Source organism: Mycobacterium sp. NGS49 (genome assembly GCF_059812565.1).
In genome coordinates this window covers 290,626-305,796 of record NZ_JCALCX010000004.1, presented here as the reverse complement: position 1 = coordinate 305,796, position 15,171 = coordinate 290,626, and the positions used below count along the sequence as shown (strand labels likewise).

Below are 15,171 nucleotides of genomic sequence, written 5' to 3'. Positions count from 1 at the left end.
ACCGGTACTTGTGCCTGCAGGCCGATGGGCGGCAGGACCGGGTACTCGTCGTAGGCGTTGGGCGGTCCCGGCGGAGTCTGCAACGTGGATTGGACCGGCTGAATGTCGGGTCCACCCATGAGTTCGGCCAGCGACTCGGGGGTCATCAGGCCGGCGGTGATCGGACCGACCTGCGCTCCCTGCATACCCGGGGCCACGATCCAGCCCGGCGTGGTGTTCTTGTGCGACGTCGGGGTGTCCGGCACCCAGATGCCGGGGACGGTGGTGTCCTTGTAACCGTTCGGCGGCTGCAACCGCGGTTCGGAGTACGCGACTTGCTTGGGCAGGATCTCAGCGGTGTTGGCCGGGTTCAACCCGAAGGGGAAGTAGTTGAACTTGATCGCGTCCAGCACCGGCGCCATGTACTGCGCGCAGAGTTCCGCCGACTCCTGGTAGCCCAGCCGGCTGCCGGCCTGCACCGAGCTGCAGATGAACTGCATCGGGTTGGCGAAGCTGGTGATCTCCGGGACGGCGACCACCGAACCGTGCGCGGGGTGGTAGATCTGGTTGACGTTCGCCGCGGCCGTCGGCAGGACGTGCAACGCCGTCTCCAACCCGTTCAGCGGCTCGGGCTGCAGCAGCGTGTTGGTCACCGTCGCTAGATTGTTGATGTCCTGCGTGAGCACTTCGCGGTTCTTGTCCAGGAACGGGCGGATGGTGGTGAGCAGGCCGTCGATCTGACGGAGTGCGCTGGCCAGTGCCTGGTCCGAGCTCGCCAGCCGCCCGGTCACATCGGCCAGGTTCTGGTTGAGCGCGACGAACTGCTTGTCGTCCTGGTGCAGCGCGTTGACGAACAGCGCCAGGCTCTTGACCACTGCGAAGAAGTCGCCGCGACCCTCGTTGAGTGCTGTCAGGGCCCGCGAAAGGCTGTCCAGCGTGGTGTTGAGCTGCTTGCCCTTGCCCTCCAGCCCGTTGGCGAACGAATCGATCACCTCACCGAACGGTCCGGTCGGCTGTTCCTTCGTCGGGCCGAGCTTGGAGATGATGTTGGTGATGCTGTTACGCAGCTCGTCCCACTCGACCGGCACCTGGGTGCGCTCGATCGGGATGACCGCATTGTTGGCCAGCACCGGGCCACCCTTATAGGGCGGCTCCAACTGGATGGCGCGGGACGCGACCAGGGTGGGGTTGAGGATCACCGCCGAAGCGTTGGCCGGCACCTTGTACTTGTTCGCGTAGTGGAAGGTGACCTTCATCTTGTCGCCGGCCGGCTCGATCTTGTCGATCAGGCCCACCTTGAGGCCCATGATCTGGACCTTGTCACCGGCGTAGAGCGCGTTGGCCGCCGAGAAGTAGGCGGTAACGGTGTTGTTGGTCAGCTTCCTGTAGAGCTGCCAGCCGACGAAGGCGGCAACCAGGGCCAGCACCACGATCAGCGTTCCGATGATGATCGTGGCCCGATTCATCTTCGGGACCCGGATGTTGCGGACGTCAAAGATGGTGCTCAATTCTGGCTACCTCCCGCTGCGCCGCTACCGCCCGAGCCACCCGGGTTGATGAACGGTGCCGGCAACTGGTTCCCCGGCCCCGGCGGGGCCGGCGGACCCGGGGGAAGCCCCGGTGCGAATGTCGATGGTGGTGCCACCGGCCCGGCCGGTCCCAGCGGCTCGGTGCGTGCACCCGGCGGAGCGTTCGGCGGCAGCGGAACCGGCGTGCCCGGCGCGCCGGGCGCCGGGTCGCCCGGACGTCCTGCGATCGGAATGCCCGGCGCGTCCTGAACCCCGTTCGGGTTGGGCGGCGACATCTGCACATCCAGCGGTGCCGGGAAGGCGGGGCCGCCAAACGGACCGATGACGGCGCCGGCACACGGCAGCGGGTTGCCCGGGGTGGGGATCCCGTCGGCTGCCGGCGTGTAGGAGCAGGGCGAACCGGGTGGCACGGCCGGTCCCGGGTGCTCCGGGGTGCCTTCCAGCACCAGCGGTCCCGGCGGCGGAGCGCCGTTGGGGAAGCGAGTGCCGTTCGGGTCGGGGAACCGGTAGGCCGGCAGACCGGCGCTGCGCCAGAAGTCCTCGGGGCTCAGACCGCGCTTCTTGAAGGCCGCGTCGATGAACGGCTGGATGAGCTGGCCCGGGACCAGGTTGTGGATGACCACCTTGAAGAACGGTCCGGACGCGATGGATTCGTTCAGCGACGGCAGGAACCCGCCGACCATCAGAAGTCCGTTGGCCAGATCGTCCTTGCGTTCGACCAGCACGTCGCTGAGGCTGTGCAGCTGTTCGAGCACGTGGTTGAGGTTCGGGTTGTCGTTGATGAAGCCCTGCACCTGGGCCGAGAAAGCCGCCACATTTGACAGCAGTGCGTCGATGGCGCGGCCCCGCTCGTTGAACGCGGCCAGCAGCGTCTTGGCGTTGACCAGCAATCGGTCCACCTGCTGGCTGCGGTCGCCCAGAACGCTGGCCACCTGGTTGGCCTGGGCCAGCAGGTGCTTGATCTCCTCGTCGCGCTTGCCGATGGTGTCGGAGAACTTGGCGACGCCATCGAGAGCGGGGCTGAGCTGGGGGTAGGTCTGGTCGATGGTCTCCGAGAGCACGTGCAGCGACTTCTTGACCGTGTCGATGTCCCAGCCCGTTGCCGCCTTGGTGACGTCGAGGAAGGCGTCATAGATCTGGTACGGCGTGGTGCTCTGTCCCAGCGGCAACGTACCGTTCGGACGCAGCGGCTGGTTGCCGCGGGCCTCGATCTCGAGAACCTTCTTGCCCAGCAGGGTGTCGGTACGGATGTTCAGCCGGCTTTCGGTGCCGATGCTCTCGGTGCCGATGGAGAACTTCATCACGATGTGGTCGCCGTCGATGCTGATGCCCTCGACCTTGCCGACGTCCATGCCGGCGATGCGGACCTTGTCGCCCTTGCTGATGCCACCGGTGTCGGTGAACTGCCCGTAGTAGCTGGGCTTCGCCATCAACATCGGCACACTGGTGAAGCTCTGACCCACCCCGATGACCAGCAGCGTCACCAGGATGCCCATCAGGCCGATCTTGAGGCGGTTGGGCGGTTCCAGGGTTCTCATTGCGGCGCGCACCTCCCGGTCGGCTGGTGGAAGAGGCGGACGGTGCGGACGGGCCCACCAGCTTGCAGACCGTTGATCCGAAGACTGATGTCACAGGAGTAGAAGTTGACGAAGTCACCGTAGGAGCCGATACCGCGCCCGATCAGGTTCAACGCCGGCGGCACCTTGTGGATGAAGTCATTGAGCTGCTGGCGCTGGTCGATCAGCGGCTGCTGCACGGCGTCGAGGTAGTTGATCGCCTTGTGTAACAGCGCCCGGTCCTCGGCCAGCAGATCAGCCACCGTGCCCGCGGCGTTGCTGATGTTTGCCGTCCCGCCGGCCAGCGAGTCCCCGTGATCCTTCAGACCGGTGATCAGCACCTCGAGGTTGTTGATGGTCTGGTCGAAGTCCTTGCGGTGCCGGACCGTGGTGTCCAGCACCTTGTTCAGGTTCGTCACCACCTCACCGATCGCCTGATCGCGCTCACCCAGCTGGGACGTCAGCTGAGCGGTCTGCGTCAGAATGTCGTTGATCGTGCCGCCCTGGCCCTGGAACACTGTGATCAGCGCCGAGGCTATGGTGTTGACCTTGTCCGGGTTCAGCGCCCGGAAGATCGGCTTGAAACCGCCGATCAGCGCATCCAGGTCCAGCGCGGGCGTGGTCCGCGACAACGGGATGAACCCGCCGGGCTGCATGATCTTGTCCGACCCGTCACCCTCGCCGCGCTTGAGTTCCAGGTACCGGTTGCCGATCAGGTCCAGGTAGCGGATCTGCGCGATGGTGGACTGATACAGCGGAATCGCACGGTCAACGTCGAACTTGACCCGCACCCGCTTGCCGCCGTCGACCAGTTCGAGGTTGCTGACCTTGCCGATCTCCACCCCGGACGCGCGGACGAACTGCCCGGCCCGCAACCCGCTGACGTTGCTGAACTCGGCGGAGTAGGTGTTGGTCCGGTCGAACCGAATCTGACCGAACACGATGATGATCATGATGCTGAACATCAGCAGCACCAAAGCGAAGGCGCTGAGCTTGAGGAGAGTACCGGTGATTTTCATGGGTTGATCGTGTTATCCCCTACCTGACGGCCCCAGACGTACTCGAGCACGTAGGGCGAACCGACCTCCAAGTGGTTATAGGGCGCGAGGCTGTTGCCGGTGTCCATCACCAACTCCGGCGCGGGCCACAGTTGCCGGGTGATCTGCTGCCAGCAACCCGGCGCGCCACCCGGCCCGCCACGCGCGTTCACCCGCGGCAGATTCTCCGGGTAGGTGTAGGGATTCGGCGCCCCGCCGACTACCTGGGCCCCCAGCAAGCCGACCTGGGAGAGCAGCAGCGGGACCAGCGAAACCGGGTTCAGCAACGCTCCGATGCCGGACAGAATCTGCGAGTGGCTGTTCAGCGAATAGCCGTTGCCGCCGAGGAACTGGAATGCCTTGGGCTCGATGTCGTGGTAGTTGCGCAGCATGCAGTACAGCTCCGGGCTGTAGGTGTCGAGCAACTGTGCGGTGGGCACCAGGTCGGCGGCGCCGCGGGCCAGGTACGGGCCGCCGCGCTCGAAGATGTCCGCACCGGTGTTGCCGAATCCGGCCGCCGCCAGCAGGGCCTGGTCGAGATCCTTCTGCTGGGCGTTGATCGAGCGGGCCGTGGGCACCGAATTGTTGAGGAAGTCGACGAGATCCGGTGCGGCATCGGCATAGACGTCGCCGAGTGCGGCCAGCGCCTGAATGTCGCGACGGGCCTGTGGCATCTGCGGGTTGATGTCGTCGAGGATCGAGTTGCCGTTGACGATCGCCTGCCCGAACCGGTCACCGAGCCCGGTCAGCGATTGCGCGGCGGCGCTGAGCGTGAGGTTCAGCTTGACCGGGTCGACCTTCTCCGAGATCGAGGTCAAAGTCTGGAACAGGGTGTTGATCTCGGTAGTCACGCCGGAGGCGGTGATCGTGCTCTTCGGCTTCAAATGCCCGCGGGCGGCGATGTTGCCCTTGTCGTCCTTCGGGGTTGTCAGCGACACATATTTGCCGCCGAACACCGTGGTCGCCTTGATCTGGGCGTCGACGTTCTCCGGAACCACCCCGTCGGCGCCGAGGTACTGCGGATCGATCTCCAGGGTGAATTTGGCGGCCGGCCGGCCGTCCCGGTTGACCTCCTGGATGTTGCCGACCCGGCCGATCTGGACCCCGTTGTAGGTGACCTTGGAGCCCGGGTCCATCACCAGCCCGGCCCGGTCGCTGTACATGGTCAATTCGGTCTTCTGGGTGAAGCCGCCGCGGAACTGTATGTACACCACGGTGAGCACCAGCAGCAGCACCAGGAAGGACGAGATGCCGATCAGCTTGTACGGCGGGTGCTTGATCTTGTTGACCTTGCCCGGACTCGTCATGGCGCTACACCGTCAATGCGAAGTTGGGGTTGACGCCGTAGAGCGCCAACGCGGCGGACAGGACGACGATTTGCACCGAGACCAGTGAGAACCGCATGGACCGGCCGACGGCCTCACCGACACCGACGGGCCCGCCGCCGGCGTTGTAGCCGTAGTAGCAGTGGGTGACCATCACGATCGCGGCGATGATGATCGCCTCGAGGAACGACCAGAACACGTCATCGGGGCGTAGGAACGTCCGAAAGTAATGCTCATAGGTACCGGTGGACTGTCCGTACAGCAGCGTGGTGACGATCTGTGGGGACAGGAACGACATGATCATCGCCAGCGCATAGAGCGGAATGATCACCACGAGTCCGGCCACGATCCGCGTCGAGGTCAGGTACGAAACCGACTTGATGCCCATCACTTCCAGGGCGTCGATCTCTTCGCTGATCCGCATCGCCCCCAACTCCGCGGTGGCGCCGGCACCCACGGTGGCCGCCAATGCGATGCCGGTGACCACCGGCCCGGCGATACGGACGTTGATCAGCGCGGAGAAGAATCCGGTGAACGCCTCCACACCGATGTTGCCCAGCGATGCGAAGCCCTGAATGGCCACCAGCGAGCTACCTGACAGCGTCACGAAGCCGACGATCGCGGCGGTGCCACCGACTACCGCCATCGCGCCGGTACCCATGCCGATCTGGGCGATCAGCCGCAAGGTCTCCTTGCGGTAGTAGTGCAGCGCGTGCGGAATCTGGCCCAGGCTGGTCAAGAAGAACCAGGCCAGCTGCCCGGTCTCATCGAGACCGCGCGTTACCGAGCCGGCGTACTTGTTGACGTTGGCCGTCGCCCGAGGGAACCGCTGGCGAACTACCGCTGCTGTCGACATCTTTAGTGCCCCGTCCCGAATCGCACACCGATCGTGGTCAAGATGACGTTCACCGCGTACAGGGCGACCACGCACAGCACCACGGTCTCGTTGACCGCGGTACCCAGCCCCTTGGACCCACCACGCACCGTCAGGCCGCGATAGCAACCCACCAGCCCGGCGATCAACCCGAACGTCGCCGCCTTGATCATCGCGATGATCACCTCGGGCAGACCGGTGATCGTGGTCAGCGTCGCCAGGTACGCCCCACCGGAGACGTTCTGCAGATACACCCCGAAGAGATAACCCCCGACCAGACCCACCGTGATGACCAATGCGTTGAGCAGCGTGGCGACCACGGTCGCGGCGATCACCCGGGGCACCACCAGCCGGTGGATCGGGTCGATGCCGAGCACCTCCATCGCGTCGATCTCTTCCCGGATGGTCCGCGCCCCGAGGTCCGCGCAGATCGCCGTCGAACCCGCCCCGGCCACCACCAGCACCGTGGTCAACGGCCCGAGCTGGGTCACCGCACCGATGGCCGCACCCGCCCCCGACAGGTCAGCGGCACCGAACTGCGCCAACAACACGTTCAGCGTGAAGATCAACAGCACCGTCAGCGGAATCGACACCATGATCGTCGGCAACAACGCCACCCGCATGATGAACCAGCACTGCAGGATCAGTTCATGCCACTGGAACGGCCGGCGGAACAACGCCCGACCGGTCAGCACGCACATCCGGAAGAACCCGCCGATCATCGTCAGCGGCGTCTCGAGTTGATCGCGCAGGTATCCGACCAGGTGCGGACGGGTGGATGTCGTCACGATTGCCCCCTCACATCAGGGCCGCTCGTGTCGCGAAGCCGCGGCGAAGAATGTCGCACGCCTCCTCCTTGCCCCGACCCTACGTGTGTGACCAACGGCTCCCTACCCGCAGGTAGTAACGGAGACCACAGGAATGTACCCGATGGCCACGCAGGTGTGTATAGCAACTCCACAATTGACATTCCGTCAGCACCCAGCAAACATATCGACCCCGTCAGATTTCCTCTCCAATGGCAGCTTTATTTGTCGCAGAACGATTTTCGGAGTCACCGCGGGCTCCGTAGCGCAGACGTAGTTCAGTCTTGAGCACCTTCCCGGCGGGGTTGCGCGGCAGTGCTTCCACGATCTCGAGTGCCTTGGGGTGCTTGTACCGCGCAAGCCGCTCGGACAGGTACTCACTTAGCTCTTCGATCTGCAGGTGGCCTTCCGTTACAGCGGCGACCGCGATCGGCACCTCACCCCACCGCTCGTCGCGCCGGCCGATCACCGCGACCTCGACGATGCGATCGTGGCCGGCGAGCACATTCTCGACCTCGGCGCAGTAGATGTTCTCGCCACCGGAGATGATCATGTCCTTCTTGCGGTCCACCACCCAGACGTAACCGTCGGCGTCCATTCGGACCAGGTCGCCGGAATGGAACCAGCCACCGGCAAAAGCCTCGGCGGTGGCCTCCGGGTTGTTCCAGTAGCCACTCATCAAAGTCGGTGCGCGATAGACGATTTCGCCTACCTCTCCGACGGGCACCTCATTCATGTCGTCGTCGACGACGCGGGCCGCGACCGTGGGGATGACCCGGCCGACCGATCCCCGCTTGCGGATGGCGTCGTCGCCGAGCAGCATGCAGGTCACCGGCGACATCTCGGTCTGACCGAACGCGGCCAGGATCTGGGTGCCCGGAAAAATCTCGGACATCTGGCGCAGCAACACATCTGGCGCCGGGGCGGCCCCCCACGACATCACCCGCAAGCGCAGGTCACGCGGTCTGGCCCGCTGCTCCGCGCACACCGCCTGCCACTGCGCGGGTACCAGGAATATGCCGGTGACCTTCTCGGCCGCCAGCACATCGAGCAACTGGCCCGGTTCGAAGGCGCCGAGCGGATAGATGACCGTCGGCACGCCGAGCAGCATCCCGGAGAGCAGGTTGCCGACTCCGGCGATGTGGAACAAGGGCACACCGACGAAGCCCACGTCGTTGTTGAGGTCGACACCGCTGGTGTACAGCATGGTCATCGTCTGGCCGGTGAGGTTGGCGTGGGTGAGCACCGCACCCTTGGGACGCCCGGTGGTCCCCGAGGTGTACATGATGAGCGCGGGCGAGTCGTTCGGAATGTCGACCGGAGCGGGCGCCTCGCCCCCCTCGGCCATGAGGTCTTCGTAGAAGAGGACGTCTTCGGCGGCGTTCCCGCCGGCTTCGCCCGCCACCACCACCGTGTCCAGCAGTGGCGCGATGCGTCGGACACCGCTGGCCACCGGGGCGAGCACTGCCTCGGTGACGACGACGCGGGCGCCGCTGTCTTCAACAAGGAAAGCGATTTCGGAGGGGGTGAGCCGGAAGTTCAGCGGGACGGCGATCGCGCCCAACGCGTTGGCGGCGAGCACCGACTCGACGAACTCCGGGCGATTGAGCATCAGCACCATCACCCGGTCGCCGGGCCCCACCCCGCGCCGGCTCAGCGCGCCGGCCAGCGCCGTGACGCGAGTCCGCAGGTCGGCCCACGTCAGCGTGCGACCGAGGAACCTCAGCGCGCGAGCGTCCGGCTGCATCAGCGCGTGCCGCTCGAGCTGGTTCACCCAGTTCTGACGACGAGCACGGTACGGCTGCTCGTGCAGTTCGGTCCGGGCCTGCATCGGGTGGCCGGCCAGTTGGGCGGTCAATGTGCCTTCCCTTCACTTGCGCACCGCTTGCGTCAGGCTGATATTTGATAAAACATGTGTTGTCTGGGTCACACTAACGGCCACTGAGGTCGCTAACAAGACCTAAGCCACGACTTGAGCCAATACCGAAATGCCGCTGAAAGGCCTGGCAGGCCACGTGAATGCACCTTTATCGGCCCTATCGCCCGAGCCGCGGCGGCGTCGGCCGCTACGCCGGGCACAATTGTCCGACGGGGTCGCCGGGCACCTGCGGACCGCGATCATGTCCGGGACGCTGCGTCCGGGGACGTACATCCGTCTCGACGAGACAGCCGCCGCGCTCGGCGTCAGCATCACCCCGGTGCGAGAGGCCCTGCTGAAACTGCGCGGCGAGGGCATGGTGCAGCTGGAGCCACATCGCGGCCACGTGGTGCTGCCGCTGACCCGGCAGGACATCGACGACATCTTCTGGTTACAGGCCACCATCGCCCGGGAGCTGGCCGTCACCGCCACCGAACGCATCACCGAACTACAGATCGCCGAGCTGGAACGCATCAACGATTTGCTGGTGGCGGCGGTCGGGACCGGGGACGGCGAGGCGATCGCCTCGCTGGAGTTCTCATTCCACCGCGTCTTCAACCAGGCGAGCGGACGCATCAAACTGTCCTGGTTCCTGCTCAACGCGGCGCGCTACATGCCGGTCCAGCTGTTCGCCGCAGATCCGCAATGGGGCGAGTCCACCGTCGACAACCACCGCCGGTTGATCGCGGCACTGCGCAACCGCGACGCGGTCGCCGTGGTGGACCACACCGTCTGGCAGTTCACCGACGCCGCCCGCCGGCTCACCGACGCGCTGAATCGAACGGGGATCTTCCGGCCCTAGCTGGCCAGTTGCTCGGCGCGCTGCTTGACGTTGGCGGCGAGTTGGTCGAGAACGTTGCCCAGCAGCATCTTCACCATGGGCGCGGGTACCGGCATGCTGGGCTCGACGTCGATGTCGACGGTGAGCAGGCTGTTGGCGCCGGTGGCCACGACGCTGAACAACTGCTCCTGCTTGGCGAAGAGATCACCCTGCTGCATCACGGTCTGGATCTGGTTCTCGCCCGGGTAGTAGACGGCGTGGATGTAGACGCCTTCGAAGCCGTTCAGGTTGGTGTCCAGGCGCACCTGGCTCGGGCGGCCGTCGTCGTAGCGAGCCAGGATCCAGGCGCCTTTGACGCCTTCATTCCACTCCGGGTACCGCTCGATGTCGGAGACGATGCCCATGATCGAACCGGCCTCGGCATCCACCTCGACGGTCTTACTCATAACTGCCATTGGCGAAGCATACGTGCGCCCGGCGCGGCTCAATTCACCAAGGCACTGGACAAAAGTGAGCGGATGGCGTCCGGAATCGGGACCGGTCGGCGGCTGTCGCGATCGACGTAAACATGGACCCAATGCCCCAGTGCCGCGATCGGCCGGGCGTCGTCGTTTTGCCCCATCTTGAAGACGCCCAGTCGATAGGTGACGCTGCTGCGGCCCAGCCGCGTCACCGCCAGACCCACCGCGAGACTCTCCGGGAAGGCCAGCTCGGCGAAGTAACGGCATCCTGATTCCGCGACGATTCCCAACTCGGGAATGGTGAGCGGGTCGACTCCGGTACCGGTGGCGATCCAGGCGTTGATCGCGGTGTCGAACAGTTGGTAGTAGACGGCGTTGTTGAGGTGCCCGAACATGTCGTTGTCGGCCCAGCGGGTGAGCACCGGCCACAGCACCGGGAAGTCAGCGCTGGTGAGGCCATCGGGGGCCGGTGGCACTGAGCTCATGGTTGTATTCCAACATGATTCACATCCGCGGCGCGGTGCTGGAGCGCGTCGGTGCGCCGCGCCCCTTCGCACAGTCGCGGCCGATCAGCATCGCCGACCTCGACCTCGACGGGCCGGGTCCCGGCGAGGTGCTGGTCCGCATCGAGGCGGCCGGGTTGTGCCACTCCGACCTGTCGGTGGTCGACGGCAATCGGGTACGCCCGGTGCCGATGTTGCTCGGCCATGAAGCGGCCGGGATCGTCGAAGCGCTCGGTGCGGGAGTTGCCGACCTCGCCATCGGCCGGCGGGTGGTGCTGGTGTTCCTGCCGCGGTGCGGCCACTGCCCCGCCTGCGCGACCGAAGGCCTGACGCCGTGCGGGCCCGGCAGCGCGGCCAACAACGCGGGCACGCTGCTCGGGGGCGGTACTCGGCTGAGCCGCGACGGCCACCCGGTGCACCACCACCTCGGCGTCTCAGGGTTCGCCACGCACGCGGTGGTGAATCGGGCCAGCGCCGTTGCCGTGCCTGACGATGTCCCCCCCGAGGTGGCCGCGCTGCTCGGGTGTGCGGTGTTGACCGGGGGCGGCGCCGTGCTCAACGTAGGCGATCCACGGCCGGGCCAGTCGGTGGCCGTCGTCGGACTGGGCGGTGTCGGCATGGCCGCGGTGATCACCGCCCTGACCTATCCCGACGTCCGCGTCATCGGCGTCGATCGGCTGCCCGAAAAGTTGCTTGCCGCAGACTCTTTGGGTGCGCACGAGACCTACACGCCGGAGCGGGCCGTGGGCGTCAAGGCCGACGTGGTGGTGGAAGCCGTCGGACATCCTCGCGCGCTGGAGACCGCAATCGCGCTGACCGCACCGGGCGGACGTACCGTTACCGTCGGACTGCCCCGCCCCGATGCCCGAATCAGTCTGTCCCCGTTAGGTTTTGTCGCCGAAGGCCGCTCCCTGATCGGCAGCTATCTGGGCTCGGCGGTGCCCGCCCGCGACATTCCCCGGTTCGTCGCGCTGTGGCAGTCCGGGCGGTTGCCGGTGCAGTCGCTGGTGTCGTCGACGATCGGGTTGGACGACATCAACGAGGCGATGGATCACTTGGCCGACGGCACGGCGGTGCGCCAGTTGATCAGGTTCTGAACGCCGTCGCCAGCGCCGCGCCCTGCATTGCGAACAGGCGTTGCGCTGCTGACCAATCGGGCAACAGCGAATCGAATCCGTGGCAGGCACCGAAAAACACGTGCAACTCGGTGGGCACCCCGGCGCGCAGCAGGCGTCGCCCGTATTCCACCGCCTCGTCCCGGAACGGGTCGATCTCCGCACAGGTGATCAGTGCCGGCGCCAGTCCGGCCAGTTCGGCCCGCCGCGCGGGGACGGCCTGCGGTGACGGCGCCTGCCCACCCAGGTAGTGGCGCCACATCAACTCGGCGCCCTCGCCGTCGAACGCCGGGGTGGCGCGAAATTCCGTCCTGGATGCGGTCGGCCGGTCATCGAGCACCGGTTGGTGCAGCAGTTGGAACACCACCGGCGGCAGCGATCCGTCCTTCGCCCCGTGGGCCAGGCAGGCGGCCAGCGCGCCGCCGGCGCTGCTACCTGCCACCGCGATCCGGTTCGGGTCGACGCTCAACCGTGTTGCATTGCCGCTCAACCATTTCAGCACCGTGGCCGCGTCGTCGAATGCCGCCGGGTAAGGATGTTCCGGCGCCAGCCGGTAGTCGACGGACACCACCGAACACCTGGCCCGGCGGGCCAGCTCCAGGCACTGCCGGTGATCGGTGTCGAGGTTGCCCAGCGCGAAACCGCCTGCGTGGCAGTACACGACGACCGGTGCCCGGGGCGCACCGCCCCGGTAAACGCGCACCGGCACCGTCTCGGCGATCGCGTGGTCGATGCTCACCCCGGCGGTGTCCTCTTGGGCATCGGCGCGCCGCTGGTTCATTGACTCACGAATCAGCGGGATGGCTTCAGCGGTGAACACCGTCCGGTTGACGGCAACGTCACGCAGCGCGGGGGCGAGCCGATCGCTGTAACTCAACGGGTCTGCAGGCATTGCCCACCGTCGACGACGAGTTCCGACCCGGTGATGAAGGACGCCTCGCGCGACACCAGAAATGCGACCGCATCGGCGATTTCGGCGGGACGGCCCAGCCGGCCGAACATCGCCACCGCAGCCAGTCGTTGCTGGACGGTGTCATCGAGCATCGGGGTGGCGATCGGGCCGGGGAAGACCGCATTGACGCGGATGCCGGCCGGCGCGAGTTCGGCTGCGGCGGTTTGGGTCAGACCACGCAGTGCCCACTTGGCGGACCCGTACGCACAGTGTTGTGGGAATGGGCGGATGGCGCCGGTGCTGCAGACATTGACGATCGCGGCGTCGTCGGCCGCGCGTAGGTGCCGGAGCGCGGCACGCATGCCCAGGAATGCGCCCAGGCAATTGACCCGCCAGGAGTCCTCGAAATCCGCGACGGTCTCGTCGGCCAGGGCTGCGCGATGGAGTGTCCCGGCATTGTTCACCAGCGTGGACAATGCCCCGAATCGGGCGACGGTGGCGTCGACGGCCGCCTCCCACTGCTCGGGGTCTGTGACGTCCATCGTTATCCCCAGCACACCGTCTGTCGCAGCGGCTGATTCCTCGCGTCGCACATCACACGCCGCCACCTGGTAGCCCCTGCCAACCAGCCGCTGCACAACCGCCCGGCCCTGCCCGCCGGCGGCGCCGGTGACCAATGCAACGCGAGTCATGTCGCGGTCGCCTCACGCAGATGCTCGGCGGCCCCCCGCCGCAGCGCATGCGATTCAGAAGCCAGGGTGATCACTTGAAATCCCAACTGCGCCATCACCTTCCCAACAACTCCGGTACTTGCGTGGATTCCGGTGACCAGGCCGGCGTCGCCGGCGGCGGCATGTACCCGGATCAGGGTGTCGAGCACCCGCCTGTTTCCGGTCGCGCCGACGACGTCGACGCCCATCGAAATGGCCAGATCGGCGGGGCCGACGTAAATGCCCGCCAAGCCGGGGACGGCGCAGATCTCTTCGATGTCGCGAACCGCCGCGGCCGTTTCGATCATGGCGAACACGGCGGCCCGGGATTCCAGTGCGGCGGGATCGTGGCCCAGACTCGTCCGCAGCGGGCCGAAGCTGCGGACGCCGGCGGGTGGATAGCGCGTGGCGGACACCGCGGCGGCGGCCTGATCGGCTGTCTCGATCATGGCGATGATGACGGCGTCCGCACCGGCGTCGAGTGCCCGTCCGATGGGCGCCGGGTCGGCAGTGGGCAGCCGGACGGCGGTGGCGATCGGCACGTTCTCCAGCTCCCGCAACATGCCCGCTATGGCGGCGTCATCGAGATAGCCGTGCTGGGCGTCGAATCCGACGTAGTCGTAGCCGGCGCGGGCGAACTCCTGGGGCCCGATCAGGGTCGGTCCGGTAACCCACCCGCCCCAGACGGGTGCCTGCCGTGGGTGCTGGAAGATGCTCATCGGGCGATCGCGATCTTCACCCGCTCAGGGACCGGACGACAGGCCAGCTCGAAGGCCGCCTGAACGTCGTCAACGGCGAAGGTGTGAGTCAGGTAGGTTCCGAGCAATGCGGGATGTTCGGCGGCGAACTCGGCCGCCAGCTCCAGCATGCGCCGGCGCTCTTGTGTCACACCGGATTTCAGTGTCAGGCTGTTGCGCAGCATCGCGCGCATGTCGATCGGGTAGCAGTCGTCGTCGGCCACGCCGAAGTAGCACACGGTGCCGCCGGGCGCGGCGGCAGCGATGGCGTGTCCCAGCGTGGCGACCTGGTGGCCGACCGCCTCGATGACCACCTCGGCGCGATCGCCGGGCGCCAGTCGGCTCACCCACCGGTCACTCGTGGCGCGCACGGCTTCGTCGACGCCGAATGTATCTCCGAGACCGGCTCGGTCGACGGGGTCGACCCCGGTCACGCGGCGTGCTCCCAGTGCCTTGGCGACGTAGGAGAACAGCAAACCGATCGATCCCTGCCCGATGACCGCCACGTGCCGGCCGGCCAGTTCCGGTAGCTGCTCGCAGGCATAGAGCACACAGGCCAACGGTTGCAGGCCAACCGCCGAGGCCGGACTCATGGCCGGGTCGTACGGCGCCAGGCCGTCACCGTCAGTGACGACCCGCTCCATCATGCCGTCGAATCCAGAGGCCCAGCCCACCACCCGGTCACCGGGACGGTGGTCGGGATGCCGGCTGGCGATCACTTCACCCGCCACTTCGTGGATGGGAAAGCCGTCCTTCTCGGCGGCACTGGCGCCGTCGTCACCCGGGAGCCGCCCCTTGGCACCGCGGAAGCCAGGCAGGTCGCTGCCGCAGACCCCGGCGGCGTGGAACTGCAGCAGCACTTGGCGATCGGCGAGATCCTGGGCAGTCTTGTCCGCTATGCAGGTGCGTTCGAACAGGTAGGGCGCGACGATCCGGTAGGACCACACC

General features: G+C 66.5%; 15 protein-coding genes. 2 read left to right on the top strand and 13 right to left on the bottom strand.

The annotated features are described in order from the left end of the window. The 7 genes from AC5Y7D_RS06275 to fadD5 all read right to left on the bottom strand — a co-directional run. Positions 1-1,487: virulence factor Mce family protein (locus AC5Y7D_RS06275; protein WP_499922434.1), on the bottom strand; the 1,487-nt coding region annotated here is incomplete at its 3' end. Then, positions 1,484-3,046 carry a virulence factor Mce family protein gene (locus AC5Y7D_RS06270; RefSeq protein ID WP_499922433.1) on the bottom strand — a complete coding sequence of 521 codons (1,563 nt, stop codon included), beginning with the start codon at positions 3,044-3,046 and terminating at the stop codon, positions 1,484-1,486. The genes AC5Y7D_RS06275 and AC5Y7D_RS06270, both read right to left, overlap by 4 nt. Continuing rightward, positions 3,043-4,083: a virulence factor Mce family protein gene (locus tag AC5Y7D_RS06265; protein WP_499922432.1), complete on the bottom strand. Its 1,041-nt coding sequence runs from the start codon at positions 4,081-4,083 to the stop codon at positions 3,043-3,045. The genes AC5Y7D_RS06270 and AC5Y7D_RS06265 overlap by 4 nt, the downstream gene beginning before the upstream one ends. Beyond that, positions 4,080-5,408: an MCE family protein gene (locus AC5Y7D_RS06260; protein WP_499922431.1), complete on the bottom strand. Its 1,329-nt coding sequence runs from the start codon at positions 5,406-5,408 to the stop codon at positions 4,080-4,082. The genes AC5Y7D_RS06265 and AC5Y7D_RS06260 overlap by 4 nt, the downstream gene beginning before the upstream one ends. A gap of 4 nt (positions 5,409-5,412) precedes the next feature. Next, entirely contained in the window at positions 5,413-6,282 is an 870-nt protein-coding gene (locus AC5Y7D_RS06255; RefSeq protein WP_156296247.1) for an MlaE family ABC transporter permease, read from the bottom strand. Positions 6,283-6,284: 2 nt separating this feature from the next. Beyond that, entirely contained in the window at positions 6,285-7,088 is an 804-nt protein-coding gene (locus tag AC5Y7D_RS06250) for an MlaE family ABC transporter permease (RefSeq protein WP_156296246.1), read from the bottom strand. Positions 7,089-7,302: 214 nt separating this feature from the next. Further along, positions 7,303-8,964: a fatty-acid--CoA ligase FadD5 gene (fadD5, locus tag AC5Y7D_RS06245; RefSeq protein ID WP_499922430.1), complete on the bottom strand. Its 1,662-nt coding sequence runs from the start codon at positions 8,962-8,964 to the stop codon at positions 7,303-7,305. A gap of 130 nt (positions 8,965-9,094) precedes the next feature. On the opposite strand from fadD5, the gene AC5Y7D_RS06240 reads away from it, so the two are divergent. Continuing rightward, on the top strand, positions 9,095-9,826 hold the full coding sequence (locus AC5Y7D_RS06240) for a GntR family transcriptional regulator (protein WP_499922429.1): 732 nt from the start codon (positions 9,095-9,097) through the stop codon (positions 9,824-9,826). Here AC5Y7D_RS06240 and AC5Y7D_RS06235 read toward each other — a convergent pair. Together AC5Y7D_RS06235 and AC5Y7D_RS06230 are read right to left on the bottom strand one after the other, a co-directional pair. Then, entirely contained in the window at positions 9,823-10,260 is a 438-nt protein-coding gene (locus AC5Y7D_RS06235; RefSeq protein WP_499922428.1) for an SRPBCC family protein, read from the bottom strand. The two genes, AC5Y7D_RS06240 and AC5Y7D_RS06235, sit on opposite strands and share 4 nt — an antisense overlap. Positions 10,261-10,289: 29 nt before the next feature. Next, positions 10,290-10,751: an acyl-CoA thioesterase gene (locus AC5Y7D_RS06230; RefSeq protein WP_499922427.1), complete on the bottom strand. Its 462-nt coding sequence runs from the start codon at positions 10,749-10,751 to the stop codon at positions 10,290-10,292. A 14-nt stretch (positions 10,752-10,765) separates the two neighbouring features. Between AC5Y7D_RS06230 and AC5Y7D_RS06225 the strand changes: the two genes are divergently transcribed. Continuing rightward, positions 10,766-11,866, top strand: coding sequence for an alcohol dehydrogenase catalytic domain-containing protein (locus AC5Y7D_RS06225; RefSeq protein ID WP_499922426.1), 1,101 nt, complete (start codon positions 10,766-10,768; stop codon positions 11,864-11,866). Here the strand turns inward: AC5Y7D_RS06225 and AC5Y7D_RS06220 are convergent. Genes AC5Y7D_RS06220 through AC5Y7D_RS06205 form a run of 4 tightly spaced genes read right to left on the bottom strand, consistent with a single transcriptional unit; the run spans position 11,856 to position 15,170 of the window. After that, positions 11,856-12,776, bottom strand: a complete 921-nt coding sequence (locus tag AC5Y7D_RS06220) for an alpha/beta hydrolase (RefSeq protein WP_499922425.1) — start codon at positions 12,774-12,776, stop codon at positions 11,856-11,858. The two genes, AC5Y7D_RS06225 and AC5Y7D_RS06220, sit on opposite strands and share 11 nt — an antisense overlap. Then, positions 12,758-13,468, bottom strand: coding sequence for an SDR family NAD(P)-dependent oxidoreductase (locus AC5Y7D_RS06215; RefSeq protein WP_499922424.1), 711 nt, complete (start codon positions 13,466-13,468; stop codon positions 12,758-12,760). Before AC5Y7D_RS06215 ends, AC5Y7D_RS06220 begins: the two co-directional genes overlap by 19 nt. Beyond that, a complete protein-coding gene (locus AC5Y7D_RS06210) occupies positions 13,465-14,205 on the bottom strand; it encodes an HpcH/HpaI aldolase family protein (protein ID WP_499922423.1) in 741 nt (246 codons plus the stop codon). The genes AC5Y7D_RS06215 and AC5Y7D_RS06210 overlap by 4 nt, the downstream gene beginning before the upstream one ends. Continuing rightward, positions 14,202-15,170 (bottom strand): zinc-binding dehydrogenase, encoded by a 969-nt coding sequence (locus AC5Y7D_RS06205; protein ID WP_499922422.1) that lies wholly within the window; start codon positions 15,168-15,170, stop codon positions 14,202-14,204. The genes AC5Y7D_RS06210 and AC5Y7D_RS06205 overlap by 4 nt, the downstream gene beginning before the upstream one ends. Between the last annotated feature and the right edge of the window lies 1 nt (position 15,171).

Bases quoted from the DNA above. Each gene is read 5' to 3' on its own strand.
- AC5Y7D_RS06270 (WP_499922433.1), bottom strand. From the start codon at position 3,046: ATGAGAACCCTGGAACCGCCCAACCGCCTCAAGATCGGCCTGATGGGC.
- AC5Y7D_RS06265 (WP_499922432.1), bottom strand. From the start codon at position 4,083: ATGAAAATCACCGGTACTCTCCTCAAGCTCAGCGCCTTCGCTTTGGTG.
- AC5Y7D_RS06260 (WP_499922431.1), bottom strand. From the start codon at position 5,408: ATGACGAGTCCGGGCAAGGTCAACAAGATCAAGCACCCGCCGTACAAG.
- AC5Y7D_RS06255 (WP_156296247.1), bottom strand. From the start codon at position 6,282: ATGTCGACAGCAGCGGTAGTTCGCCAGCGGTTCCCTCGGGCGACGGCC.
- AC5Y7D_RS06240 (WP_499922429.1), top strand. From the start codon at position 9,095: ATGCCGCTGAAAGGCCTGGCAGGCCACGTGAATGCACCTTTATCGGCC.
- AC5Y7D_RS06235 (WP_499922428.1), bottom strand. From the start codon at position 10,260: ATGGCAGTTATGAGTAAGACCGTCGAGGTGGATGCCGAGGCCGGTTCG.
- AC5Y7D_RS06230 (WP_499922427.1), bottom strand. From the start codon at position 10,751: ATGAGCTCAGTGCCACCGGCCCCCGATGGCCTCACCAGCGCTGACTTC.
- AC5Y7D_RS06225 (WP_499922426.1), top strand. From the start codon at position 10,766: ATGATTCACATCCGCGGCGCGGTGCTGGAGCGCGTCGGTGCGCCGCGC.
- AC5Y7D_RS06220 (WP_499922425.1), bottom strand. From the start codon at position 12,776: ATGCCTGCAGACCCGTTGAGTTACAGCGATCGGCTCGCCCCCGCGCTG.
- AC5Y7D_RS06215 (WP_499922424.1), bottom strand. From the start codon at position 13,468: ATGACTCGCGTTGCATTGGTCACCGGCGCCGCCGGCGGGCAGGGCCGG.
- AC5Y7D_RS06210 (WP_499922423.1), bottom strand. From the start codon at position 14,205: ATGAGCATCTTCCAGCACCCACGGCAGGCACCCGTCTGGGGCGGGTGG.